We start from the raw sequence: 25886 nt of genomic DNA on the forward strand, positions 1-25886 counted from the left end.
CCGGCACGGCGACCGGCACCCCCGGGGCCACCGACGACCCCCGCCAGGCGCTCACCGCCCTGCGCGCCGAGATCGCCAAGGCCGTGGTCGGCCAGGACGCCGCCGTCACCGGCCTGGTCGTCGCCCTGCTCTGCGGCGGCCACGTGCTGCTGGAGGGCGTCCCCGGCGTCGCCAAGACGCTGCTGATCCGCACCCTGTCCACCGCGCTCAGCCTGGACACCAAGCGGATCCAGTTCACCCCCGACCTGATGCCGGGCGATGTCACCGGCTCCCTCGTCTACGACGCCCGCACCGCCGAGTTCTCCTTCCAGCCCGGCCCGGTCTTCACCAACCTGCTGCTCGCCGACGAGATCAACCGCACCCCGCCGAAGACCCAGGCCGCCCTGCTGGAGGCCATGGAGGAGCACCAGGTCACCGTCGACGGCTCGCCCCGCGCGCTGCCGGTCCCGTTCCTGGTCGCCGCCACCCAGAACCCGGTCGAGTACGAGGGCACCTACCCGCTGCCCGAGGCCCAGCTCGACCGCTTCCTGCTCAAGCTGATCCTGCCGCTGCCCGACCGCGACCAGGAGTTCCAGGTCCTCGCCCGGCACGCCGGCGGCTTCGACCCGCGCAACCTCGCCGCGGCCGGCGTGCGCCCGGTCGCCGGCCCCGAACACATCACCGCCGCCCGCGAGCAGATCGCCAAGCTCACCGTCTCGCCCGAGGTGCTCGCCTACATCGTCGACCTCTGCCGGGCCACCCGGCAGTCCCCGTCGCTCTCGATCGGCGTCTCGCCGCGTGGCGCCACCGCCCTGCTCGGCGCCTCCCGCGCCTGGGCCTGGCTGGCCGGCCGCGACTACGTCACCCCCGACGACGTCAAGGCACTCGCCCTGCCGACCCTGCGGCACCGCGTCGCGCTGCGCGCCGAGGCCGAGATGGAGGGCGTCACCGCCGACTCCGTCATCCAGGCGGTCCTGGCCCAGACGCCCGCCCCCCGCTGACCGACCGCCCCGCCCCGTTCACGAAGGAGCGCAACCGCATGGCCCTCACCGGGCGAACCGCCCTGCTCGCCGCACTCGGCGCGCTCGTCGTGGGCCTGCTCCTGCCGTCCTGGGGCGGGATCGCGGCCGTCACCGGCACGGTCCTGCTCGCCGTCGTCGTCGACCTGGTGCTCGCCGCCCCCGTCCGCAGCCTGCGGATCACCCGGGGCGGCGACACCACCGTCCGGCTCGGCGAGCCGGCCACCGTCGAACTGACCGTCACCAACCCCAGTGGCCGCCCGCTCAGAGGCCGCGTCCGCGACGCCTGGGCCCCGTCCGCGTGGCGGCGCGGCACCGAGATCGCCGCCTCCCGGCACACCCTGCGCATTCCCGGCCGCGAGCGGCGCCGGGCCACCACCGTGCTCACCCCGACCCGGCGCGGCGACCACCACGCCCAGCGGGTGACGGTCCGTTCGCTCGGCCCGCTCGGACTGGCCGGGCGGCAGGGCTCGCACCTCGTCCCCTGGACGGTCCGCGCCCTGCCGCCGTTCAACAGCCGCAAGCACCTGCCGTCCCGGCTCGCCCGGCTGCGCGAACTCGACGGCCGCACCTCCGTCCTGACCCGGGGCCAGGGCACCGAGTTCGACTCCCTGCGCGAGTACCTGCCCGGCGACGACATCCGTTCCATCGACTGGCGCGCCAGCGCCCGCCGGAACACCGTCGCCGTCCGCACCTGGCGCCCCGAGCGCGACCGGCACATCCTGATCGTCCTGGACACCGGCCGCACCTCCGCCGGCCGCGTCGGCGACGCACCCCGCCTGGACGCCTCGCTCGACGCCGCGCTGCTGCTCACCGCGCTCGCCACCAAGGCGGGCGACCGGGTCGACCTGCTCGCCCACGACCTGCGCAAGCGCGTCTCGGTGGCCGGCCGCTCCCCCAGCGAGATCCTGCCGGCCTTCACCAACGCGATGGCCGTCCTGGAACCGGCCCTCTACGAGACCGACATGCGCTCGCTGGTGGCGACCGCGCTCAAGATGGCGCCGCACCGCTCCCTGATCGTCCTGCTCACTGGCCTCGACGCGGCCCCGGTCGAGGACGGGCTGCTGCCGCTGCTCCCGCTGCTGACCAAGCGCCACGAAGTGGTCCTGGCCTCCGTCTCCGACCCCCACCTGGACGAACTGGCCACCGGCCGCGGCACCGTCGAGGCCGTGTACGGCGCGGCCGCCGCCGAGCAGACCCGCGCCGACCGCCGGCTCACCGCGGACCGGCTCACCCGGCACGGCGTGACCGTCCTGGACGCCCCGCCGACCGCGGTGGCCCCGGCCCTCGCCGACACCTACCTCGCCCTCAAGGCCGCCGGCCGCCTCTGAGCCCCCGGCCGTACGGCCGGTGTGAGACCGCATGACTGACCCCCCGCCACATCCGTGGCGGGGGGTCAGTCGTACGCCTTGCCCGTGGACGGACGTCCGGTCAGCGGGCGCCCTGACGACCGCTTCGGCTGCTTCGGCCGCTTCGGGAGGGTCTCTGTCCCTGGTGCCCTGTGGTGGCCACTAACCGCCTTCTACTCTGCCGGCGGTCGAGCGAGGAGGCCTGCCTGCCCCCAGGGTTTGCTGCCGTCTCTCGCCACCGGCGCCTGGTGACCCCGCTACGAAGTGCCGCCTGCGGCCCGAAGCTTGCCCTTATGGTCCCCGGCGAGCCGGAGCCACCCACCGCGAATGCCGCCGGAGAATGCCCCTGGAAACGCAAAGAACCCCCCGATCCTTACGGACCGGGGGGTTCTTTGGAATGATTGTTCGGCGGCGTCCTACTCTCCCACAGGGTCCCCCCTGCAGTACCATCGGCGCTGTGAGGCTTAGCTTCCGGGTTCGGAATGTAACCGGGCGTTTCCCTCACGCTATGACCACCGAAACACTATGAAACTATCAACCGCACCCACGACAGGCCATGTCATGGGGGTCGTTGTTTCAGAACAACACAGTGGACGCGAGCAACTGAGGACAAGCCCTCGGCCTATTAGTACCGGTCAACTCCACCCCTTACGAGGCTTCCATATCCGGCCTATCAACCCAGTCGTCTACTGGGAGCCTTACCCTCTCAAGGAGGTGGGAGTGCTCATCTCGAAGCAGGCTTCCCGCTTAGATGCTTTCAGCGGTTATCCCTCCCGAACGTAGCCAACCAGCCATGCCCTTGGCAGGACAACTGGCACACCAGAGGTTCGTCCGTCCCGGTCCTCTCGTACTAGGGACAGCCCTTCTCAACACTCCTACGCGCACAGCGGATAGGGACCGAACTGTCTCACGACGTTCTAAACCCAGCTCGCGTACCGCTTTAATGGGCGAACAGCCCAACCCTTGGGACCTACTCCAGCCCCAGGATGCGACGAGCCGACATCGAGGTGCCAAACCATCCCGTCGATATGGACTCTTGGGGAAGATCAGCCTGTTATCCCCGGGGTACCTTTTATCCGTTGAGCGACGGCGCTTCCACAAGCCACCGCCGGATCACTAGTCCCGACTTTCGTCCCTGCTCGACCCGTCAGTCTCACAGTCAAGCTCCCTTGTGCACTTACACTCAACACCTGATTGCCAACCAGGCTGAGGGAACCTTTGGGCGCCTCCGTTACTCTTTAGGAGGCAACCGCCCCAGTTAAACTACCCACCAGACACTGTCCCTGATCCGGATCACGGACCCAGGTTAGACATCCAGCACGACCAGAGTGGTATTTCAACGACGACTCCACAACAACTGGCGTTGCTGCTTCAAAGTCTCCCACCTATCCTACACAAGCCGAACCGAACACCAATATCAAGCTATAGTAAAGGTCCCGGGGTCTTTCCGTCCTGCTGCGCGAAACGAGCATCTTTACTCGTAATGCAATTTCACCGGGCCTATGGTTGAGACAGTCGAGAAGTCGTTACGCCATTCGTGCAGGTCGGAACTTACCCGACAAGGAATTTCGCTACCTTAGGATGGTTATAGTTACCACCGCCGTTTACTGGCGCTTAAGTTCTCAGCTTCGCCCGGACGAATCCAAGCTAACCGGTCCCCTTAACGTTCCAGCACCGGGCAGGCGTCAGTCCGTATACATCGCCTTACGGCTTCGCACGGACCTGTGTTTTTAGTAAACAGTCGCTTCTCGCTGGTCTCTGCGGCCACCCCCAGCTCAGAGTGCAAGACTCATCACCAGGAATGGCCCCCCTTCTCCCGAAGTTACGGGGGCATTTTGCCGAGTTCCTTAACCATAGTTCACCCGAACGCCTCGGTATTCTCTACCTGACCACCTGAGTCGGTTTGGGGTACGGGCCGCCATGAAACTCGCTAGAGGCTTTTCTCGGCAGCATAGGATCATCCACTTCACCACAATCGGCTCGGCATCAGGTCTCAGCCTTAATGAGTGACGGATTTGCCTATCACTCGGCCTACACCCTTACCCCGGGACAACCACCGCCCGGGCTGGACTACCTTCCTGCGTCACCCCATCGCTCACCTACTACAGACTTGGATCAGCGGCTCCACCACGTCCCTTCGTCCGAAGACTCCGGGCCGGCTTCACGGCTTTAGCATCACCTGGTTCGACGTTGGCGCTTCAAAGCGGGTACGGGAATATCAACCCGTTGTCCATCAACTACGCCTGTCGGCCTCGCCTTAGGTCCCGACTTACCCTGGGCAGATCAGCTTGACCCAGGAACCCTTGGTCAATCGGCGCAAGAGTTTCTCACTCTTGTATCGCTACTCATGCCTGCATTCTCACTCGTGTACCGTCCACGACTGGTTTCCACCGCCGCTTCACCCGGCACACGACGCTCCCCTACCCATCACAGCAGGCGTTGGCCCTATATGCTGCAATGACACGACTTCGGTGATGTGCTTGAGCCCCGCTACATTGTCGGCGCGGAATCACTTGACCAGTGAGCTATTACGCACTCTTTCAAGGGTGGCTGCTTCTAAGCCAACCTCCTGGTTGTCTCTGCGACTCCACATCCTTTCCCACTTAGCACACGCTTAGGGACCTTAGTCGGTGTTCTGGGCTGTTTCCCTCTCGACCATGGAGCTTATCCCCCACAGTCTCACTGCCACGCTCTCACTTACCGGCATTCGGAGTTTGGCTAAGGTCAGTAACCCGGTGAGGCCCATCGCCTATCCAGTGCTCTACCTCCGGCAAGAAACACGTGACGCTGCACCTAAATGCATTTCGGGGAGAACCAGCTATCACGGAGTTTGATTGGCCTTTCACCCCTAACCACAGGTCATCCCCCAGGTTTTCAACCCTGGTGGGTTCGGTCCTCCACGAAGTCTTACCTCCGCTTCAACCTGCCCATGGCTAGATCACTCCGCTTCGGGTCTTGGGCATGCAACTGTATCGCCCTATTCGGACTCGCTTTCGCTACGGCTACCCCACACGGGTTAACCTCGCTACACACCGCAAACTCGCAGGCTCATTCTTCAAAAGGCACGCAGTCACGGCTGGCAGGCAAGCCTGCCAACGACGCTCCCACGGCTTGTAGGCACACGGTTTCAGGTACTATTTCACTCCGCTCCCGCGGTACTTTTCACCATTCCCTCACGGTACTATCCGCTATCGGTCACCAGGGAATATTTAGGCTTAGCGGGTGGTCCCGCCAGATTCACACGGGATTTCTCGGGCCCCGTGCTACTTGGGTGTTCTCCAAACGAGCCGTACAGATTTCGTCTACGGGGGTCTTACCCTCTACGCCGGACCTTTCGCATGTCCTTCGACTACCCATACGGTTTCTGACTCGTCGACCGGCCGGCAGACCGATCAAGAAGAATCCCACGACCCCGCGATGGCAACCCCTGCCGGGTCTCACACCATCGCGGTTTAGCCTCATCCGGTTTCGCTCGCCACTACTCCCGGAATCACGGTTGTTTTCTCTTCCTGCGGGTACTGAGATGTTTCACTTCCCCGCGTTCCCTCCACATACCCTATGTGTTCAGGTATGGGTGACAGCCCATGACGACTGCCGGGTTTCCCCATTCGGAAACCCCCGGATCAAAGCCTGGTTGACGGCTCCCCGGGGACTATCGTGGCCTCCCACGTCCTTCATCGGTTCCTGGTGCCAAGGCATCCACCGTGCGCCCTTAAAAACTTGGCCACAGATGCTCGCGTCCACTGTGCAGTTCTCAAACAACGACCAGTCACCCACACTCAACGATCCGAAGACCGCCTCGCATGAGACCGGCATCTCTGAAGCAACAGCCTTACGGCCGTTCCCTCAGGACCCAACAACGTGCCCGACACACCAACCAGAGAACTGTTTTCCACGCCGAAGCAGTACTGACAGACCCTACCTAGTGTGCCGAATAGTCAACGTTCCACCCATGAGCGACCGTGCAGAACATTCGCCTGCAAGCGGCCATGTGCTCCTTAGAAAGGAGGTGATCCAGCCGCACCTTCCGGTACGGCTACCTTGTTACGACTTCGTCCCAATCGCTGGTCCCACCTTCGACGGCTCCTCCCCTTACGGGTTAGGCCACCGGCTTCGGGTGTTACCGACTTTCGTGACGTGACGGGCGGTGTGTACAAGGCCCGGGAACGTATTCACCGCAGCATGCTGATCTGCGATTACTAGCAACTCCAACTTCATGGGGTCGAGTTGCAGACCCCAATCCGAACTGAGGCCGGCTTTTTGGGATTCGCTCCGCCTCGCGGCATCGCAGCCCTTTGTACCGACCATTGTAGCACGTGTGCAGCCCAAGACATAAGGGGCATGATGATTTGACGTCGTCCCCACCTTCCTCCGAGTTGACCCCGGCAGTCTCCTGTGAGTCCCCATCACCCCGAAAGGCATGCTGGCAACACAGAACAAGGGTTGCGCTCGTTGCGGGACTTAACCCAACATCTCACGACACGAGCTGACGACAACCATGCACCACCTGTATACCGACCACAAGGGGGCGACTATCTCTAGCCGTTTCCGGTATATGTCAAGCCTTGGTAAGGTTCTTCGCGTTGCGTCGAATTAAGCCACATGCTCCGCTGCTTGTGCGGGCCCCCGTCAATTCCTTTGAGTTTTAGCCTTGCGGCCGTACTCCCCAGGCGGGGAACTTAATGCGTTAGCTGCGGCACCGACGACGTGGAATGTCGCCAACACCTAGTTCCCAACGTTTACGGCGTGGACTACCAGGGTATCTAATCCTGTTCGCTCCCCACGCTTTCGCTCCTCAGCGTCAGTAATGGCCCAGAGATCCGCCTTCGCCACCGGTGTTCCTCCTGATATCTGCGCATTTCACCGCTACACCAGGAATTCCGATCTCCCCTACCACACTCTAGCCTGCCCGTATCGAATGCAGACCCGGGGTTAAGCCCCGGGCTTTCACATCCGACGCGACAGGCCGCCTACGAGCTCTTTACGCCCAATAATTCCGGACAACGCTCGCACCCTACGTATTACCGCGGCTGCTGGCACGTAGTTAGCCGGTGCTTCTTCTGCAGGTACCGTCACTTGCGCTTCTTCCCTGCTGAAAGAGGTTTACAACCCGAAGGCCGTCATCCCTCACGCGGCGTCGCTGCATCAGGCTTTCGCCCATTGTGCAATATTCCCCACTGCTGCCTCCCGTAGGAGTCTGGGCCGTGTCTCAGTCCCAGTGTGGCCGGTCGCCCTCTCAGGCCGGCTACCCGTCGTCGCCTTGGTAGGCCATTACCCCACCAACAAGCTGATAGGCCGCGGGCTCATCCTGCACCGCCGGAGCTTTACACCCACCCCCATGCGGAGGAAGGTCATATCCGGTATTAGACCCCGTTTCCAGGGCTTGTCCCAGAGTGCAGGGCAGATTGCCCACGTGTTACTCACCCGTTCGCCACTGATCCACCCCGAAGGGCTTCACCGTTCGACTTGCATGTGTTAAGCACGCCGCCAGCGTTCGTCCTGAGCCAGGATCAAACTCTCCGTGAATGTCTGCTCGTAATCGAGCCGCACTCGCGTCGAGCGGCACGGCAACCACCGGAATAGGGCGGCCCCGCGCACTGCGTCCTCGCTAGTGTTTACTTCATAAAGGAATCTCCAACCCCGATCAGACGATCGAGGCCGGGGATGTCAACATATCTGGCGTTGACTTTTGGCACGCTGTTGAGTTCTCAAGGAACGGACACTTCCTTCGGACCGCCTTCCAGCGGGCCCTCCGGGCGCTTCGTTCTTTCGTGTTCCCAGCTTATCAGATCCTCGCGGCCGTTCTTACCGGCGCTTGTTTCTCTGAATTCCCGCTGGGGGGATTTCCTTCGACTTCGCTCCGAAGCTTATCAAAGCTTTCGGTGTGCTCAGTTCCGGGGGTTTACCTCGTCAAAGGGCGCGCACTTCGTGAAATGCGATCGCCCTGATTCGGCGGTGTCGTAGACACTAACGCCTCGGACCGGATGTTGTCCAACCAGTCCCAACCGTTGAAACCTACTAGCCCACTCGTGCCACGTCAATGGTTTGACCGGGATGCGAGAAGAGTAGCAGGTCAGCGGCATGTCGATCACATCGGCTCAGGCCGCGACCGGCTGAAGGTCCGCCCGATCGGCCGCGTCCAGATCACCGGTCTCGCCGTTCGCCGCGGCCTTCCGGCCCAGGACGAGGGCGTAGAACAGGAATGCGACCTCGGCCAGCGCGCCGATCGTGATGCGGGCCCAGGTGGGCAGGCCGGAGGGGGTGACGAAGGCTTCCAGGACACCGGAGACCCCCAGCACCGTCGCGAGGCCGATGGCCATGCCGATGATGGACCGGCCCTGTTCCGCCAGGGCCGTCCCCCGGGTCCGCGGGCCGGGGTCGATGATGGTCCAGCCCAGGCGCAGGCCCAGCCCGCCGGCCACGAAGACGGCGGTGAGCTCCAGCAGACCGTGCGGAATGAGCAGACCGAGGAAGACGTCGAGCCGGCCGGCCGAGGCCATCAGCCCGACCCCGAGGCCGAGGTTGAGGACGTTGCTCCACAGCACGAAGAGCACCGGGATGCCCAGCGCGATCCCGAACAGCAGGCACTGCACGGCGATCCAGGCGTTGTTCGTCCAGACCTGGGCCGCGAACGAGCTCGCCGGGCGGTCCGAGTAATACGCCTCGTACTCGCCGCCGGGCCTGGTCATCTCCCGGAGCGTGTCCGGCGTGGCCAGGCTGTTCCGGACCTCCGGGTGGGTCGCGACCCACCACGCGATCACGGCGGTGGCGAGCAGCGAGAGCACGGCCACCGGCAGCCACCAGCGGCGCGAGCGGTAGAGCGCGGCCGGGAAGCTCACGCTGTAGTAGCGCGCGACGTCCCGCCAGCCGCTGGTGCGGGTGCCCGTGACGGCGTCGCGGGCACGCGAGACCAGGCTGGTGAGCCGGCCCTCCAGGGTGGGGTCGGGCGCGGCGGCCTGCACCCTGGCCAGGTGACCGGTGACGCGCTGGTAGAGGGTGACCAGCTCGTCCGCCTCCTCGCCGCTGAGCCGGCGGTTCTTGGCGAGGGCGTCCAGCCGTGCCCACTCCCCCTGGTGGGTGGCGACGAAGACGTCCAGGTCCATGCGGCAGCTCCATGGTCGGCGCGGGGCGCGCGGGCAGGCGGGGTGCGGACAGGTGGGCCCAGCATGCCAGGGGCGGCGGCCACCCGGGCCGCCGGGACCTCCCTTCCCGAGCGGGTCCGCGGCCCCGTATGTTGACGACTGCAGATCACGGGGTCGTGGGGGCCGATCCGACGGCCTTCCCTCCCCGCGGACCGCGGACCATGAACCAGCGACGGGAACGGACGGGTGTCTTGAGCGACCTGGTGACGGGCGAGGCGGTCGTCCTCGGCCTGCGCACGGCGAAGCTTCCGAGCCGGGCGCTGGCGACCGGGCTGGACCTGCTCGTACAGGGCGCCGCACTGGTGGTGACGTCCCTGGTACTGAGCTTCGCCCTGGTCGACCTCGACGGTGCGGCCCTCGCCGCCGTCCTGCTCGGGCTGATGGTGTTCTTCCTGGTCGGCCTGCCCGTCATGGTCGAGACCCTCACCCGGGGGCGCTCTCTCGGAAAGGCCGCGCTGGGCCTGCGGGTGGTGCGCAGCGACGGCGGACCGGTGCGGTTCCGGCACTCGCTGGTGCGCGGGCTGGTCGGGTTCTTCGAGATCATCGTGCTGAGCGGGGTGCCGGCGGCGATCTGCTCGGCGGTCTCGGCGGACGGCAAGCGGCTCGGCGATGTCTTCGCGGGGACCCTGGTGGTCCGCGAGCGGGTGCCCGGGGGCGGCGGTGCGGCGAACGCGCTGCCGCCGGTGCACCCGCAGCTGCTGCAGACGATCGGCGGCGAGCTGGTCGCCCTGGACCTCTCCGCCGTGCCGGAGCCGCTCTGGCTGGCGATCCGCCAGCTGCTCGGCCGGGTCGGCGAGCTGGACCCGGCGGTGGCGCACCGGATGTCCGCCCGGCTCGCCGACGACCTCGCCGCCCGCACCGGCCACCCCGTCCCGTACGGGCTGCACCCGGCGGCGTACCTCGGCGCGGTGCTGACCGAGCGCCAGCGGCGGGAGTGGACCAGGGCCCAGGGCTACGGACTTCAGCACCAGCCGCGGCCCCACGTCCAGCCGCCCACGGCACCGGCCGCACCGGCACCCGCCTCCGCACCCGCGATGCCCACGACACCCCCGGTACAAGCCCAGCCCCAGCCGGCCCCCGCCCCGCAGCCGGCCCCCGGCACCGGATTCGCCCCGCCCGCCTGACCCGCGGGGCAACCCGGGCGGCCGCCCGCTACCGGCCGTCGAACTCGACCGGCCAGGCGTTCGGCGGCGACTCCAGCTCCTCCAGCTCCACCCCCGCCGCGGCCAGCACCACGTCCCCCGCCAGGTGCACCACCTGCTGCTCGCCCGTCTCCAGGTCCGCCACCTGGTAGCGCTCGACCAGCAGCGGCCCCGAGTCCGTCGCGTGCGTCTCCACCGCCTCCAGCAGCCAGCCCTGGTCGAAGGTGCGCGGCGCCAGCACCGGCTCGGTGAACGCGACCAGCCGCACCTTGGCGCTCGCCCCCTCCCGCAGCCGCAGCAGCCGGGCGGTGGCGACCAGGAAGGCCGGCGAGCGCCCGGCGAAGCCGTGGGCCCGGTCGTGCCCCTCCACCGCGTGCTCCCCGGCCGGGTCGGCCGGGTCGGTGCGCACCCAGGCCACCCCGTCGACCGCCCCGCCGCGGACCTGCCAGCCGCCCGCCTTCAGCTCCGTCCGCAGCGGCCGGGCCCGGGAGTCCAGCGTGAGGTCGAGGGTGCCGAGAACCCGGCCCTCCGGCCCGTACGTCTTGGAGACGTACCGCCAGCCGGCCGGACCGGGCGCGCAGCTGAACCGCTCCTCGCCGAGCAGGACGTGGTCATGGGTGTCGTGGAGCGAGTACCGGCCGTTGGGCATGCCCGAAAGCCTACGTGGACGATCACGGCCGTCCTGCATGCAACGTTCGGCGGGGGTGCCCGCATTAGGGGGTGGACGGCGCGGTTCGGCGCCGTCGGTACTACGGAAGGGGGGCAGGGATGGCGAAGACGGCACGCGAAGCGGAGTTCACCGAGTACGTGGCGTCCAGGAGCGGCTGGCTGCGCAAGGTCGCCTACTTGCTGTGCGGGGACTGGCACCGCGCGGACGACCTGGTCCAGGAGAGCATCACCAAGCTCTACGTGAACTGGCCACGGGCCGGAAGGGTCGAGAACGTCGACGGCTACGCCCGCAAGGTGCTGGTCAACACGTTCCTCGCCGAGCAGCGGTCACCCTGGTGGCGGCGGACGACGCGCAACGGCACGGCGCCCGACACGGCGAGCGTGGGCGTCGACCTCGACGCCTCCCTCGACCTGCGCAAGGCGCTGGCCGCGCTGCCGCCGCGGCAGCGGGCCACCGTGGTGCTCCGGTACTACTGCGACCTGACGATCGACCAGGCCGCCGAGGCGCTGGGCTGCTCGTCCGGCAACGTCAAGAGCCAGACCTCGCGTGGTCTGGAGGCGCTCCGCGTCTCCCTCGCCGCCCGCCCCGCCACCGCAGAGAGGACGTCATGACGAACAACGAGTACCAGAACCTCACGGGGCGGTTGAGCTCGCTGGCCGACGAGCCCGCCCCGCCGTCCGCCGTCGACACCGCCTGGGCCGTCGTCCGCGGCCGGTCGCGGCTGCGCCGCCGGCGCGGGGCCGCGTGGGGCGCGGCGGCGGCGGTGACGGCGGCGGCGGTCCTGGGCGGTTCGCTGCTGACCCGGCCGGCCGGCGGGAGCGCCACGCCGGAGGCGCCGGGCACGCTCGTCGCCGCGAGCTCCCCCCAGGTCTCGTCCGCCGCGCGCACGGGCACCGACCCCTTCTTCACCGAGGCGCGGTTCGGCTGGCTGCCGGACTCGCTGAACGCGGCGGGCGGCATCGGCTACGGCTACGCCGACGCGCTGGGCGCCGAGCACACGTCCGCCAAGGTGTGGACGAAGGGGCAGTCCACGCCGAACCTCTCGCTGTCGCTCGCGCCGGGGAACGCCGAGCCCGCGCACGTCGGCCGGCACACGGTGCCGGCTCCTCCGGTCGACGGGCGTTCGGCCCACTGGCTGGTCTCCGACAACCCGTTGCCGGTCGACCCGGTGACCCTGTCCTGGGAGACGGCCTCGGGCCGGTGGGCGCAGCTGGACGCCTACGCGCCGAAGGAGGCCAAGCCGGAGGAGACGCTGCTGCGGATCGCGGCCGGGGCCCGCTTCGGGCGGACCGACCTCCCGCTGCCGGTCTACCTGACGGGGCTTCCGGCGGCGTTCAAGGTGTCGGCGGTGTCGTTGCTGCGGCCTTCGGCCGTCATCGACGAGCCCTGGCGGGTCAGCCTGGCGCTCACCGCCGAGAAGCTCTCGGTCGACGTCATGGTCCAGCCGGAGACCGCCGAGCCCGCGGTCGCTCCGGGCGCCGACCCGCGCGAGTGCGAGGTGGACAAGGGCGTGCGGATCTGCGTGTCGACCCGCTCCGGGGCGAACCCGGCGCTGGAGGCGATCGGCGGGCTCCCCGGGGTGCTGGCGAAGATCAGGTCCGTGGGTGCCGACGAGAGCGCCTGGACGACCGACGTCCTGCGCTGACCGGGCCCGGACGCGGCCGTGGCCGGCACCCCGCGAAGGGGCGCCGGCCACGGCCGTGTCACCTGATCAGTAGCGGTACTGGTCCGCCTTGTACGGGCCCTCGACCGGGACGCCGATGTAGTCGGCCTGGTCCTTGGTCAGGGTGGTCAGCTTCACGCCCAGCGCGTCGAGGTGCAGACGGGCGACCTTCTCGTCCAGGTGCTTCGGCAGCACGTAGACGCCGATCGGGTACTGCTCGGTCTTCGTGAACAGCTCGATCTGCGCGATCGTCTGGTTGGCGAAGGAGTTGGACATCACGAACGACGGGTGGCCGGTCGCGTTGCCCAGGTTCAGCAGGCGGCCCTCGGAGAGGACGATGATGGTGCGGCCGTCCTCCTTGCGCCACTCGTGGACCTGCGGCTTGACCTCGGTCTTCACGACACCCGGCAGCTGGGCCAGGCCGGCCATGTCGATCTCGTTGTCGAAGTGGCCGATGTTGCCGACGATGGCCTGGTGCTTCATCCGGGCCATGTGCGAGGCCATGATGATGTCCTTGTTGCCCGTCGTCGTGATGAAGATGTCGGCCGTCTCCACGACGTCGTCCAGGGTCGCGACCTGGTAGCCGTCCATCGCCGCCTGGAGCGCGCAGATCGGGTCGATCTCGGTGACGATGACGCGGGCGCCCTGGCCGCGCAGCGACTCGGCGCAGCCCTTGCCCACGTCGCCGTAGCCGGCGACGACGGCGACCTTGCCGCCGATCAGCACGTCGGTGGCACGGTTGATGCCGTCGATCAGCGAGTGGCGGCAGCCGTACTTGTTGTCGAACTTCGACTTGGTGACCGAGTCGTTGACGTTGATCGCCGGGAACAGCAGCTTGCCGTCGCGGTGCATCTCGTACAGGCGGTGGACACCGGTGGTGGTCTCCTCGGTCACGCCCTTGATGGTGGCGGCGACCTCGGTCCACTTGTTCGGGGTCTCGACCAGGGTGCGGTTGAGCAGCTCCAGGATGATCCGGAACTCGTCGTTGTCCGCGGTCGACGGGTCCGGCGCGGAGCCGGCCTTCTCGAACTCGACACCCTTGTGGATCAGCAGGGTGGCGTCGCCGCCGTCGTCCAGGATCATGTTCGGGGTCTGGCCGTTCGGCCAGGTCAGCGCCTGCTCGGTGCACCACCAGTACTCGTCCAGCGTCTCGCCCTTCCAGGCGAAGACCGGCACACCCTGCGGGTTCTCGGGGGTGCCCTCCGGGCCGACCGCGATGGCGGCGGCGGCGTGGTCCTGGGTGGAGAAGATGTTGCAGGAGCACCAGCGGACCTCGGCACCGAGGGCGGTGAGGGTCTCGATCAGCACGGCGGTCTGCACGGTCATGTGCAGCGAGCCGGTGATGCGGGCGCCGGCGAGCGGCTGCGAGGCGGCGTACTCGGCGCGGATCGTCATCAGGCCGGGCATCTCGTGCTCGGCCAGCTGGATCTCCTTGCGGCCGAACGGCGCCAGGGAAAGGTCGGCGACCTTGAAGTCACCGGTGATGTCGGTCGACATGCGTCTGCTCCTCGCTGATGGGGATGGGGCAAGGCCAAAGGTCCTGGGTGTGCGTCGCGGCACGGCGGGGACGCACGGGTGCGCGGCAACGCCGGGGCCACCGGATCCGCGGCGGGACCGGTTCCCTGCTGCTCAGCACAAACCGTCGGAGGACCTCTCTCCCTCGACCGGTACGCGCCCCCAGGGGACGGAACACCGATCGACCGCCATCAGCAGCGACGTTCTGGCTCTGGTGACGAATCTACACCGGCGGGCCCGGACGGCGGCTCGCTATGACCGTTTTTCGGCCCGCGCACCGCCGCCCCGGGGGTGCGGGTGCTCAGTGCGCGCCGGGCACCGGTCCACCGGGCGTGGCGTACGGGTCGTCGCCCTGCGCCTCCTTCTCGGCGCTGTACACGTCGGGCTCCAGGTAGATCGCCCGGGCGATCGGGACGGCCCGGCGGACGCGGATCTCGGCGGCGTCGATGGCCTGCGCCACCTGCGCGGCGGAGTCCTCCGCGTTGACCGCGATCTTGGCGGCGACCAGCAGTTCCTCCGGGCCGAGGTGCAGGGTCCGCATGTGGATCACGCGGGTGACGGAGTCGTGGTCGACCAGCGCGTCGCGGATCTCGGCCACCACCTCCGGGTGGGCGGACTCGCCGATCAGCAGCGACCTGGTCTCCGACGCCAGCACGAGGGCGATCACGATCAGCAGCAGGCCGATCGCCAGGGTGCCGATACCGTCCCAGACGCCGTCCCCGGTGATCACGGTCAGGCCGACGCCGAAGAGCGCCAGCACCAGACCGATCAGTGCGCCGGTGTCCTCCAGCAGGACGACCGGCAGCTCCGGCGCCTTGGCCCGGCGGATGTAGGCGGGCCAGCCGTGCGTGCCCTTGTCCTTGACGGCTTCGCGGTAGGCGGTGAAGAAGGACCACGCCTCCAGCCCGATCGCCAGCACCAGCACGCCGATCGGCCAGTACCAGTTGTCCAGCTCGTGCGGGTGGGCGATCTTCTCGTAGCCCTCGTAGACGGCGAACATGCCACCGACGCTGAACAGCACGATGGAGACCAGGAACGCGTAGATGTAGCGCTCGCGCCCGTAGCCGAACGGGTGCTCCTGGGTGGCCGCCCGCTGCGAGCGCTTGCCGCCGACCAGCAGCAGCACCTGGTTGCCCGAGTCGGCCAGCGAGTGGACGCCCTCGGCCAGCATCGAGGAGGAGCCGGAGAACGCGAAGGCCACGAACTTGCTGACCGCGATGCCCAGGTTCGCCGCCAGGGCCGCGACCAGGGCCTTGGTACCGCCTTCGGTGCTCATGCCGGTGTGGATCCCTCCGCCGGGGGCCGCTCGGGCGGCCCGCGCTCTGCTCTGTCGGGTGCTGCCTCGGCCGGGTCGCGCCCCGGCCGAGTCCGTCGAGCGCATACGGTACCGGGCCGCCGCGCCGCGGGGTCGGGACGGCGCCCCGGCCCCGGCCCGGGAGGGCGCCGCGCCGCGGGCTCAGGACTGCGCCGCGAGCCCCAGGTAGACGGCGGCGAAGTCGGTCAGCGCGATCAGGTCGGCCAGCGCGTGCAGCGGGTCGGGCCGGGTGGTGGCGTACTCGGTGAGCCGGACGTCGTGGGCGGCGGCCAGCCGCTGCCCCCGGGTGACCGGGTAGCTGCGCGGACGCTCGTCGTCGGCCGGCACCTCGGCCGGGCCCCGGTCCTCCTCGCCGGGGGCCGGCGTGCCCGGGAGGTGCCGCAGCACCAGCACCTGGAGGTGCAGCGGGTCGGGCTCGTCGACCCGGTCGCGGAAGAAGTCGTCGGGGTCGGCCCCCGCGCCGAGCTGGCCGGCGAACATGCCGCGGTGCGCGGTCAGCACCTGCGGCAGCAGACCGGCCGGCGCCGGGCGGCCGGCCCGCTCGGCGAGCTGGGTGGTGAACCGGGCGGCGGCCGCGCCGGCCACCGGCCCCTCTGCCCAGAGCAGCGGCACGGTACCGGCCAGCCGGGCGGCCAGGCTCTTGGCGGGGTTGGTGTACGCGGCCGCGTCCGGCCGGCAGCGCACGGCGGCCTCGTCCAGCAGGTCCGCGGTGGCGGCCGGCGCGTCGTAGGGCAGCTGGGTGACGCCGAGCTTCTGGGCCAGCGCCAGCAGCGGGGCGAGGTGGGCCCAGAGCGCGGCCGGGTCCTCGGCCGGGAGGTCGGGCTCGGCCCCCGGCCCGGCCGGGGGCGTGCCGTCGTCAGGCAGGTTGGACGGCACGTAGGGCAGCGGCAGCGCGCGGACCTGGAGGGCGGCCTCGGCCAGCCGGCTGCCGGCGGGGGCGGTGACGACGATGGCGCAACCGCGCGCGTAGGCCTGTTCGGCGAGGGCGACCAGACCCTGCTCGCCGCCGTCGGCGGAGCTGATCACCAGCAGGTCGAGCGGTCCGGCCCAGCCCGGGAGCTGCCAGGCCAGCCCGTCGGCGAACACCGGCGGCGCGCTGGCCCGGTCGGTGCGCGGCGGCGCCGCCGCGTCGGTGGGCGGCAGCGGCGCGATCAGGCTGGCGGTGCCGGCCAGCGCGGCGAGGATCTCGCCCGCCGTCAGCGCGCTGCCGTGGCCCGCCACCAGCACGGCGCGCGGTCGGCCGTCGGGGCGCAGCCGGTCCAGGCCGGCCGCGTCGGCGAGCCGCAGGGCGGTGCGGACCCGTGCGCCGGCGCCGGCCAGGGCCAGCAGCGCGCGGTCGCGGTCGGCGCGCTGGAGGGCGGCCGGGTCGTCGAGCAGGGTGTCGTCGAGCATGCGGCGGGCCTCCGGCTGCTGGCAGGGCGCTGGGGGTGGCGGGGGCGGGTACGGGTCCGTGCCCCCTGCGGGTCTTGGCCCCAAGGATCAGGCCGGGCGGCGGGCCTCGTCCACCAGCAGGACCGGAATGCCGTCCCGGACGGGGTAGGCGAGGCCGCAGCCCTCACCGGTGCAGAGCAGCTCGGGGTGCTCCTCGCTGCCGCCTTCGGTGAGCGCGGCCCGGCACTGCGGGCAGACCAGGATCTCCAGCAGGAAGGATTCGAGCTTCATGGGGTGTCGGGCTCCAGATCTCGGGGGTGGCACGGCGGTGCCCCGGCCAGGAGGAAACCCTACCGGCCGGGGCACAGGCGGCGTGCGTCAGGCGCGTGCGTCGGGCGCACGCCTCGGGACGCCCGCCGGGGGCGTGCGTCGGGCGGGTGTCAGCCGCGGACGATGGCGAGCACGCCGTCGCGCAGCTCCGCCATCCGCGCCGGGTCCTTGGCCTCGACGTTGAGGCGCAGCAGCGGCTCGGTGTTGGAGGCGCGCAGGTTGAACCACCAGTCCGGCCCGGCGACGGTGAGGCCGTCCAGCTCGTCCACGGTGGTGCCCTCCAGGCCGGCGTACGCGGCGCGGACGGCGGCGGAGCGGCCGGCCTGGTCGGCGACGGTGCTGTTGATCTCGCCGGAGGCGGCGTAGCGGTCGTACTCGGCGGTGAGCGCGGAGAGCGTGCCGTCCTGCCCGCCGAGGGCGGCCAGCACGTGGAGCGCGGCCAGCATGCCGGTGTCGGCGCGCCAGAAGTCGCGGAAGTAGTAGTGCGCGGAGTGCTCGCCGCCGAAGACCGCGTCGGTGACGGCCATCTCCTGCTTGATGAAGGAGTGGCCGACCCGGGTGCGAACCGGCTTGCCGCCGAGCTCGCGGACCACCTCGGGGACGGTCCAGGAGGTGATCAGGTTGTGGATGACGGTCGGCTCGTCCTCGCCGGCCGCCTTGGCCCGGGCGATCTCGCGGACCGCGACCAGGGCGGTGATGGCGGACGGGGAGACCGGCTCGCCGCGCTCGTCGACCACGAAGCAGCGGTCGGCGTCGCCGTCGAAGGCGAGCCCGAGGTCGGCGCCGACCTCGCGGACCTTGGCCTGCAGGTCGACGAGGTTCTTCGGGTCGAGCGGGTTGGCCTCGTGGTTGGGGAAGGTGCCGTCCAGCTCGAAGTACATCGGGACGAGCTCGATCGGCAGGCCGTCGAAGACGGTCGGCACGGTGTGGCCGCCCATCCCGTTGCCGGCGTCGACGGCGACCTTGAGCGGGCGGATCGCGGTCAGGTCGACCAGGCCGAGCAGGTGGTCGGCGTAGCCGCGCAGGGTGTCCTGGGCGGACAGCGCGCCGGGCTTGACGTCCCGCACGGGCACGGTGACCGTGTCGTCCTCGCCGGTCCAGGACTCGACCAGCTCGCGGATGTCGGCGAGGCCGGTGTCCTGGCCGACCGGGGCGGCGCCGGCCCGGCAGAGCTTGATGCCGTTGTACTGCGCCGGGTTGTGGCTGGCGGTGAACATCGCGCCGGGCAGGTCGAGCTTGCCGCTGGCGTAGTACAGCTGGTCGGTCGAGCAGAGGCCGATCTCGACCACGTCGGCGCCGTAGGCGGCGGCGCCCTCGGCGAAGGCCCGGCTCAGCGACGGGGAGGACGGCCGCATGTCGTGGCCGGTGACGATCGAGGACGCTCCGGTGACCTGCACGAACGCGGCGCCGAAGGCCCGCGCGAGGCTCTCGTCCCACTGGTCCGGGACGACGCCTCGAACGTCGTACGCCTTCACGAGCTGCTTGAGGTCGCGCACTGCGGCTCCACCCTGGTCTCTGTCTGATCGGTGTGCTTCCCGGGGCCGGCCGGCCGCCCCCGGGTCACGATACGTCGGGGCACCGCGCCGTCGGGCGGGCGGTAGACGGGCAGCGTACCGGGGCCGGGTGGCCGCTCCTCGCCCGGTGCGGGCGGGGCGGGCCGTCAGTTGTCGGGCGAGCGCAGCACGCGCAGGTGGCCGCGGCGGCCGGCCTCGGTGGACTCGCCGTCGGGGCCCCGGCCCTGACGGGGGGTCTGCGGGCGGGCGGCCTCGCGGACGGCGTTGGCGAGCGCTTCGAGGTCGTCGCTGCTGCGGCGCAGCGGACCGGCCTCGGCGGCGAGCCGGACGACCTCCCAGCCGCGCGGGGCGGTGAGGCGCTCGGCGTGCTCGGCGCACAGGTCGTAGCAGTGCGGCTCGGCGTAGGTGGCGAGCGGGCCGAGGACGGCGGTGGAGTCCGCGTAGACGTACGTCAGCGTCGCGACGGCCGGTCGGCCGCACGCGGTCCGCGAACAACGACGTACAGAGCTCACGAGGGTGGACGGTACCGCACTCCTCGCCGGGGAGCGAAGACCGCCTGTCCGGAGGGCGTGCCGTGTCGCGCTCCGCGCGCCCGTCCGTGCACCCGCCGCCCTGGCCGTTCGCTGTCGAGGTGGTCCACTTCCGACCGTCCAAGGACTACCCTCGGCAGTGATATGGACAGCTCTGCACCGCAGTCATCGACGGGACCTTCGCGCCGCCCGCGCCACCGCGACCGGCACGGCAGGGGTCTGCGCGGCCCGCTGGCGCCTCCGCAGGTGCCGATCTCGCTCACCCGCTCCGAGTTGTTCGACGACTACGTGCGCGAGTCGGTGGAGCGTCTCGAACGGCGTTGGCCTCAGCTGATCGAAGTGGAGTTCGCCGTCCAGGAGGTCCCGCTGCGCGAGGCGCAGGGGCCGGACACGGACGGCGGGGTGCCGCTGGGGCAGGTGTCGCCGGGCCGGCAGGGGCGCAAGAGCCAGATCGTGGTGTACCGCCGGCCGGTGGAGATCCGGGCGAAGTCGCGGGAGGACCGCGCCGCCCTGGTGCACGAGATCCTGATCGAGCAGGTGGCGGAGCTGCTGGGGCTGTCGCCGGACGCCATCGACCCGCGCTACGACGAGGAGTGACCCGACGACGGAGGGGCGGTACCCGGTGCCGGGTACCGCCCCTCCGTCATGGCGTCAGCGGAGCACGACCGCCGGGTCCTGGGCGGCCCGCGGGACCTTGACGCTGCTGCGGTCGTCGCGGAGCGCCTGGACGGTGAACATCGGGACGTCCTTGGTCGGGATCGCCAGCATCCGGGCGGCGACGACGGGCCCGCCGGAGACGGTCTCCACGGTCAGCGCGAAGGCGCCGTTCAGACCGGTGGGCTCGGGCGCCGGGACGGCGACCGTGCCGCCGGCGGGCAGCTCGACGTCCTTGCTGACCGGGGTGCCCCCGCCGCTGCCGGCCGAGGCGGTGACCTTGACCTTGGCGGCCTCACCGGTGGAGGTGAGGAAGAGCGTGGTCGGGCCGCCGCCGCGGTTGTCGGCCACCGTGGCGCGGGCGCCGACCGGGGCGGTCCCGGTCAGCCAGGCGGCGTCGGACTTGCCGTTCTGGCCCACCCGGTCGATCCGCAGGCCGGCCACCACCGGGGTGGGGTGCTTGTCGTCCGTGGGTGACAGGCGCAGGCCGGCCACCTCGTCCCGGGTGACCTTGCCGAGGTCGACGGCGGCCACCATGCCCGCCTTGACGTGGATCGACTCGTTGCCGGCCGGGGTGAACAGGCCGTTCTTGCCGGAGAGCTGGATCTTCAGGTCCGCGTCGTCCTCCGGCGGCGCCCAGACCACCAGGTGGGCGTTGGCGGTGTCGGCGGGCAGGCCCGGGAGCACCTGGACGGGCGCCGGGGCGGCCGAGGCGGGCACCCAGTCGGCGCCCTTGCTGCCGTCGGCGGCGTGCACGGCGGCGCCGACCCGGCCGCTGCGGGCGACGACGTGCACCGCGAGGTCGGCGACCTGGCCCTTGCTGATGGTGGGCAGCAGGACCGACTGCGAGCTGCCGGGGGCGACGGTGATGCCGTTGGCGGCGTCGTTCTCGATCAGGCCCTTGTCGCCGTACAGCTTGATGTCGACCACGGCCGCGGTGGCCTCGGTGTTGACCAGGCTGACGTAGTCGACCCGGTCGCCCGCGGTGCTGGCGCCGGCGAACCAGAAGCTGGTACCGGCCGGGGTGCAGGTGAGGCCGGAGAGGCCCTGGCCGCGCTGCTCGGTGACGGTGGTGGTCTGGGTCACGGTGAAGCCGGGCGCGAGGGCGCCGGTGGCGACCGCGCCGGTCCCGGGGGCGTTGTCGCTGTTGGCGGCGGGGGCGACCACGGGGGCGCCCGGCTTGGTCAGGTTCAGCCGGGCGTCGCCGGGCGCGGTGTCCTTGGCCGCGACCGGCGCGGTGGAGGCGGCGGCCGTCGGGGCGGACGGTGCGGGAGCGGAGGGCGCCGGGGCGGCGGGGGCCGAGGGCGCGGTGGCGGTGGCGGGCGCCGCCGCGTCGGCGACCCAGCCGACTCCGGCGGCCGCGTCGCCACCGGTGCCGGTGCCGGTGCCGGGCGGGGTGTAGGCGGTGAGGGTGGTCGAGCCGGTCAGGCCCTGGAGCGGCTGCGGGCAGACCAGGGCGGTCCGCTCGACCTGCGCCGAGGTCGCGGCGCCGCCCTGGTCCGGGCCGGCCGCGGTGGCCGGCGGGCGCACCTGGGCGACCCCGAACACCACGGCGAGCACCGCGGCGGCGGCCAGCAGCGACTGGGTCGTCTTCGTCCCTCCGGACGACCCCGCGGGGCCGGCCGCGGCGAACGCGGCCTCGTCCGGTGCCCCGGAGCCGGTCCGGCCCTTGGACTTCTTCGGGAAGGCGGGCTTCTTCATGGCGGGTCAGCTCCCCGATCCGTGGTGGTGCGGGTACCGGCCCGGCCCGTTGGGGTTGTTGGGGTTGTTGGGGTCATTCGGATCGTTCGGGTCGTAGTAGGGCTCGCCCTGCGGCTGCCCCGGCACCCACGGCTGCTGCCCGTCCTGCTGGTAGGGGTCGTAGCCGCCGTACTGCTGGTCCTGCTGGTACGGGTCGTAGCCCTGCTGGCCGCCCTGCGGGTAGGCCTGCTGCTGGTACCCGTCGCCGCCGTACTCCTGGCCGCCGCCGTACGGCGCGGCGGTCGGCTGCTGGGCCGGGTAGGAGCCGTAGCTGTACGGGTCGGCCTGCTGGTACGTCTGGTACGGGTCTGCGTACTGCTCGGCCTCCTGGACGGCCGCGGCCGCCTGGACCGCCTCGACCGGCGGTTCGCCCGCGGGCTGCGGCGGGATCGCGCCCGGACGGCCCTCGTACACGCCGCCCTCGCCGTCCCCGTCGCCGCCTTCGCCGCCCTCGCCGCGTTCGGCCATCCGGCGGGCCCGGCGGCTGCCGGGGGCGGGCGCCTGCGCCTGGGCGGCGGCCGCCAGCGCGGCGGCGGCGACGACCTCCTCGGGCAGGTCGTCGTCCTTGTGGTTGCGGCGGCCGGGCAGCGCCAGCACCAGGACGGTCAGGCCGAGCAGCAGCTGGGCCCAGATCCAGCCGGTGTGCAGCAGGCCGCCCTCACGGGTGACCACCAGCTTGCCGGCGGCGGCCGGGAGCTTGAAGCCCTGCGCCCAGCCGTCGACGGTGGTGGCCTCCAGCGCGGTGCCGTCGAGGGTCGCCTTCCACTCGGGGCCGGCCGCCTCGGCGAGGCGCAGCACCCGGCCCTCGGGACCGGCCGGAACGGCGGTGTCGAGGTCGCGCTCGCCGGACGGCACCGCCACGGGGGTGGTGCCGGGGGCGGTGATCAGGGCGCGGGTCGCGGGCGTGCCGTTGACCTGCCAGAGCGCGGTGCCGCCGTCCTGGTTGGCCTTGACCAGGCCCGGGGTGGTGTCCAGGACGTCCTTGAAGGCGCCGATCGCCGGCTGGTCGACCAGCACGTAGGCGATGCCGTAGTCGGACAGCACCTCGGCCTGGTCGGCTCCGGAGCCGGCCAGCAGGCTGCCGACCACCTTGTCGAGGCGCTCGGTGGTGCCGGTGGCCGGGTCCACGGTGGACTCGGCCTGGCCGAGCGTCACCCCGGCGCCGCGCACCAGGGTGTAGCGGACCGAGCCGCCCTTCGGGTCGCCGGTGACGACCAGGGTGCGGGCCCGGTCGCTGGTGCCGGCCTCCTCGGCGATGAACGCGGGCACCTGGGCGGCCGGGGCCCGGTGCAGCGGGCCGTCGGCCCCGGTGACGGCCCACCAGACGCCGGTGCCGAGCGGGGCGAGCACCGCGGCGGCCACCACCAGGGCGGCGACCGGCTGGCGCCAGCCGAAGGCGATGCCGGCCACCCGGGCGTTGGCGCCGTCGGCGCCGATCGCGGCGGCGGCCAGCAGGGCGATGCCGGCGAGCAGCGAGGCCGGGCCGGCCCACGCGGGCACGGCCGGGCCGCCGGAGGCGGGGGTCACCGAGGTGCCCGCCACCGCGACCGCGAAGACCAGGCCGGCGCCGGCGGCGCCCCAGGCGGCGAGCACCGCGCGGCGGCGGTCGGCGCGCAGCAGCGCGGCCAGCGCGGCGAGCACCACGCCCGCCGAGAGCCAGACCGGCGGCACTCCGGCGCCGCCCGGGTTGACCAGCAGCAGGCCGACGGCGTTCGCGCCGCCGCCGTGCAGACCGGGCAGACCGGCCTCCAGCAGCAGCAGCTGGGGGTGCGAGAGCACCTGCAGCGACCAGGGCGCGAGCACCAGCACCGGCGCGCCGAGGATCACCAGCACGCGCAGCCCGAGCAGCCGCAGCGCGGCCCCGCCGGAGCCGAACGCCCCGCCGCGCACCACGGCGGCGGCGAGCATGGCCAGGCAGAGCGGCACGGCCAGCGCCCACGCCAGCGGCACGAAGGCGGTGGCGAGGGTGAGCAGCAGGACGGTCATCCAGACCGGGCGCCAGCCGGGCCGGGCGCCCTTGGCGGCGCTCTCGGCGCGGATGCCGAGGCCGGCGGAGATCGCGGCCGCGCGGGCCAGCGGCGGCAGCAGGACGGCGAGGACGGCGGTGCCGATCCGGCCCTGGGCGAGCGCGCCGGTGGCCGCGGGCAGCAGGGCGTAGGTGGCGCTGGCCCAGGCACGGACCAGTTTGGAGTCGAGCAGCGGCCGGGAGACCAGGTAGGCGCTGACGGCGGCGAGCGGCACGGCGAGGACGACCAGCAGGGTGACCGCGAGGTCGGCGTGGTCGAACAGCGCCCAGGAGAGCACCGACAGCACCGCGAGGTACGGCGGCGCCGCCGCGGTGGAGCCGGTGCCGACGGGGTGCCAGGCGTCCGCGTACATCGACCAGAGGCCGCCGGCGCCGCCGGTGGCGGGCAGCAGCGCGCCGCCGAACAGGGCGCCGGCGCCGAACAGGGCGCGGCAGGCGACCAGCGCGAAGACCAGCAGCGCGGCGAACAGGACCGGCGCCGGGCGACGGGCCAGCTTCTTGATCAGCGTGAACTGCTCGACGACCAGGTCCTCGGAGTCCTCGTCGCCCGGGCCGGCCTCGACCGAGCCGTGCCGGCCGGCCCCGGAGTCGTCGCCGCCCCCTATGCCGAGCGAGCCGATCACGCCCTCGACGGCGAGCCGGGCGGTGGCTCCGGGCGCCGGGAAGAGCGAGCGGTCGTCCAGGGCGTCGGCGGCCCGCAGCCGGGCCCGGCGTTTGCGGGCCGCCAGCAGCCGGGGCAGCCGGAGCAGTTCGTGGCCGAGACCGGCGAGTTCGTCGAAGGCCTGCTTCGGGTCCTTGCCGAGCAGGTTGGTGACCACCCGCAGCAGGGTGCCGAGCACCAGCCGCAGCAGGACGTACGGGAAGAGCGCGCCCTTGGAGTTGGCGAGCAGGGTGTAGACGGCGCCGGCCTTGTCCAGCCGGTGCGGGTGGGAGGGGCCGCAGTCGATCGCGCGGCGCTCGCGGCTGGCCGCCTCGGCGTGCCGCAGCACGGCGTCGGGGGCGACCACGACGCGGTGGCCGGCGGCGTTGACCCGCCAGCAGAAGTCGGTGTCGTCGCGCATCAGCGGCAGCGCCCGGTCGAAGCCGCCGAGCTCCTCGAAGACGTCGCGGCGGACCAGCATGCCGGCGGTGGAGACGGCGAGCACCGGGCGGACCTGGTCGTGCTGACCCTGGTCCTGCTCGCGGCGGTCGAGGCCGGTCCAGCGGCGGCCGGAGCGGGCGATGGTGACGCCCACCTCCAGCAGCTGGCGGCGGTCGTACCAGCTGCGCAGCTTGGGGCCGACGACGGCGGCGCTGGGGGTGGAGTCGGCGACTTGGAGGAGGCGGCGCAGCGCGTCGGTCTGCGGCTCGCAGTCGTCGTGCAGCAGCCAGAGCCACTCGACCGGCTGGGTCTCCCTGGGGCCGCCGCGGCCGAGGTCGTCCTCGTGGCCGAGCGGGTCGCCGAAGTCGTCCCAGCCGCCGGTGACCGGGTCGTAGCCGGACGGGTCGAGCCGGTAGGGGAGGTCCTCGGGGCGCAGCGGCGGGCTGTTGAAGACGGCCTCGCCGACGGCGGTGCCGAAGCCGGCCCGGCGGCCGAGGACGATCGGGCCGCTCTCCGGGAGCCAGTCGGCGAGGGTGTCGGCGAGCAACTGCGGGGAGCTGTCGGTGGAGCCGGTGTCGACGGCGAGCACCCGCTGGACCTGACGGTCCTGGCCGAGCAGGCCGGCGAGGGCCTGTGGCAGCCAGCGGGCCCCGTCGTGCGAGACGATCACCGCGGTGACCAGGTGGCGCGGATAGGCGGGCGGCCTGGCAGCGGTGAAGCCGCTCTGGTGGCTGTAGACGGTCATCGAGTGCGCGGGCCCCAGTTCTCGGTGGACACAGCCGGTGAACGGCAACCGGATGGCGCACCACACTAACGGCTCCGGATGGCGCCGCCGTCCGCGGGCCG

At 71.1% G+C, this 25886-nt stretch carries 16 protein-coding genes and 3 rRNA genes; 6 read left to right on the plus strand and 13 right to left on the minus strand.

The genetic code is table 11. From position 1 onward, the window contains the following. Positions 1-59: 59 nt before the first annotated feature. Positions 60-980 carry an AAA family ATPase gene (locus OG618_RS15015; RefSeq protein ID WP_329492121.1) on the plus strand — a complete coding sequence of 307 codons (921 nt, stop codon included), beginning with the start codon at positions 60-62 and terminating at the stop codon, positions 978-980. A 38-nt stretch (positions 981-1018) separates the two neighbouring features. Beyond that, the gene (locus OG618_RS15020; protein WP_329487909.1) at positions 1019-2329 is read left to right on the plus strand and encodes a DUF58 domain-containing protein; all 1311 of its coding nucleotides are present in this window, start codon (positions 1019-1021) and stop codon (positions 2327-2329) included. 421 nt (positions 2330-2750) lie between these two features. On the opposite strand, the gene rrf is transcribed toward OG618_RS15020, so the two are convergent. The 4 genes from rrf to OG618_RS15040 form a co-directional block, all read right to left on the minus strand. Continuing rightward, a 5S ribosomal RNA gene (gene rrf, locus OG618_RS15025) occupies positions 2751-2867 on the minus strand. Positions 2868-2952: 85 nt separating this feature from the next. Continuing rightward, positions 2953-6073 (minus strand): 23S ribosomal RNA (locus OG618_RS15030). 276 nt (positions 6074-6349) lie between these two features. Further along, positions 6350-7873, minus strand: a 16S ribosomal RNA gene (locus OG618_RS15035). Together the 16S, 23S and 5S rRNA genes form the textbook arrangement of a ribosomal RNA operon. Before the next feature lie 572 nt (positions 7874-8445). After that, complete coding sequence (locus OG618_RS15040) at positions 8446-9450, minus strand: stage II sporulation protein M (protein ID WP_329487910.1); 1005 nt, start codon at positions 9448-9450, stop codon at positions 8446-8448. 230 nt (positions 9451-9680) lie between these two features. On the opposite strand from OG618_RS15040, the gene OG618_RS15045 reads away from it, so the two are divergent. After that, positions 9681-10613: an RDD family protein gene (locus tag OG618_RS15045; RefSeq protein ID WP_329487911.1), complete on the plus strand. Its 933-nt coding sequence runs from the start codon at positions 9681-9683 to the stop codon at positions 10611-10613. Positions 10614-10641: 28 nt separating this feature from the next. Here OG618_RS15045 and OG618_RS15050 read toward each other — a convergent pair whose 3' ends face one another. Further along, positions 10642-11280, minus strand: a complete 639-nt coding sequence (locus OG618_RS15050) for a hypothetical protein (RefSeq protein ID WP_329487912.1) — start codon at positions 11278-11280, stop codon at positions 10642-10644. Between the two features lie 119 nt (positions 11281-11399). Here OG618_RS15050 and OG618_RS15055 point away from each other — a divergent pair, with 119 nt between their 5' ends. Continuing rightward, positions 11400-11912: a SigE family RNA polymerase sigma factor gene (locus OG618_RS15055; RefSeq protein ID WP_329487913.1), complete on the plus strand. Its 513-nt coding sequence runs from the start codon at positions 11400-11402 to the stop codon at positions 11910-11912. Continuing rightward, entirely contained in the window at positions 11909-12946 is a 1038-nt protein-coding gene (locus OG618_RS15060; RefSeq protein WP_329487914.1) for a hypothetical protein, read from the plus strand. The genes OG618_RS15055 and OG618_RS15060 overlap by 4 nt, the downstream gene beginning before the upstream one ends. A gap of 66 nt (positions 12947-13012) precedes the next feature. Here the strand turns inward: OG618_RS15060 and ahcY are convergent, their stop codons facing one another. From ahcY to OG618_RS15090, 6 genes are all read right to left on the minus strand, one after another. Beyond that, positions 13013-14461: an adenosylhomocysteinase gene (gene ahcY, locus OG618_RS15065; RefSeq protein WP_329487915.1), complete on the minus strand. Its 1449-nt coding sequence runs from the start codon at positions 14459-14461 to the stop codon at positions 13013-13015. Between the two features lie 319 nt (positions 14462-14780). Continuing rightward, positions 14781-15755, minus strand: a complete 975-nt coding sequence (locus tag OG618_RS15070) for a cation diffusion facilitator family transporter (RefSeq protein WP_329487916.1) — start codon at positions 15753-15755, stop codon at positions 14781-14783. Between the two features lie 180 nt (positions 15756-15935). Beyond that, positions 15936-17186: an SIS domain-containing protein gene (locus tag OG618_RS15075; protein WP_329487917.1), complete on the minus strand. Its 1251-nt coding sequence runs from the start codon at positions 17184-17186 to the stop codon at positions 15936-15938. 87 nt (positions 17187-17273) lie between these two features. Beyond that, entirely contained in the window at positions 17274-17456 is a 183-nt protein-coding gene (locus tag OG618_RS15080; protein WP_329487918.1) for a Trm112 family protein, read from the minus strand. A gap of 149 nt (positions 17457-17605) precedes the next feature. After that, positions 17606-18991, minus strand: a complete 1386-nt coding sequence (locus tag OG618_RS15085) for a phosphomannomutase/phosphoglucomutase (RefSeq protein ID WP_329487919.1) — start codon at positions 18989-18991, stop codon at positions 17606-17608. Between the two features lie 164 nt (positions 18992-19155). Beyond that, on the minus strand, positions 19156-19521 hold the full coding sequence (locus OG618_RS15090; protein WP_329487920.1) for a DUF3499 domain-containing protein: 366 nt from the start codon (positions 19519-19521) through the stop codon (positions 19156-19158). A gap of 162 nt (positions 19522-19683) precedes the next feature. Between OG618_RS15090 and OG618_RS15095 the strand changes: the two genes are divergently transcribed. Then, positions 19684-20136, plus strand: a complete 453-nt coding sequence (locus OG618_RS15095; RefSeq protein ID WP_329487921.1) for a metallopeptidase family protein — start codon at positions 19684-19686, stop codon at positions 20134-20136. 54 nt (positions 20137-20190) lie between these two features. On the opposite strand, the gene OG618_RS15100 is transcribed toward OG618_RS15095, so the two are convergent. Both OG618_RS15100 and OG618_RS15105 read right to left on the minus strand, forming a co-directional pair. Further along, complete coding sequence (locus OG618_RS15100; RefSeq protein ID WP_329487922.1) at positions 20191-21894, minus strand: DUF5719 family protein; 1704 nt, start codon at positions 21892-21894, stop codon at positions 20191-20193. Positions 21895-21900: 6 nt separating this feature from the next. Continuing rightward, complete coding sequence (locus tag OG618_RS15105) at positions 21901-25785, minus strand: glycosyltransferase family 2 protein (protein ID WP_329487923.1); 3885 nt, start codon at positions 25783-25785, stop codon at positions 21901-21903. Positions 25786-25886 lie beyond the last annotated feature (101 nt).

The organism is Kitasatospora sp. NBC_01246 (assembly GCF_036226505.1).
GTDB lineage: Bacteria > Actinomycetota > Actinomycetes > Streptomycetales > Streptomycetaceae > Kitasatospora.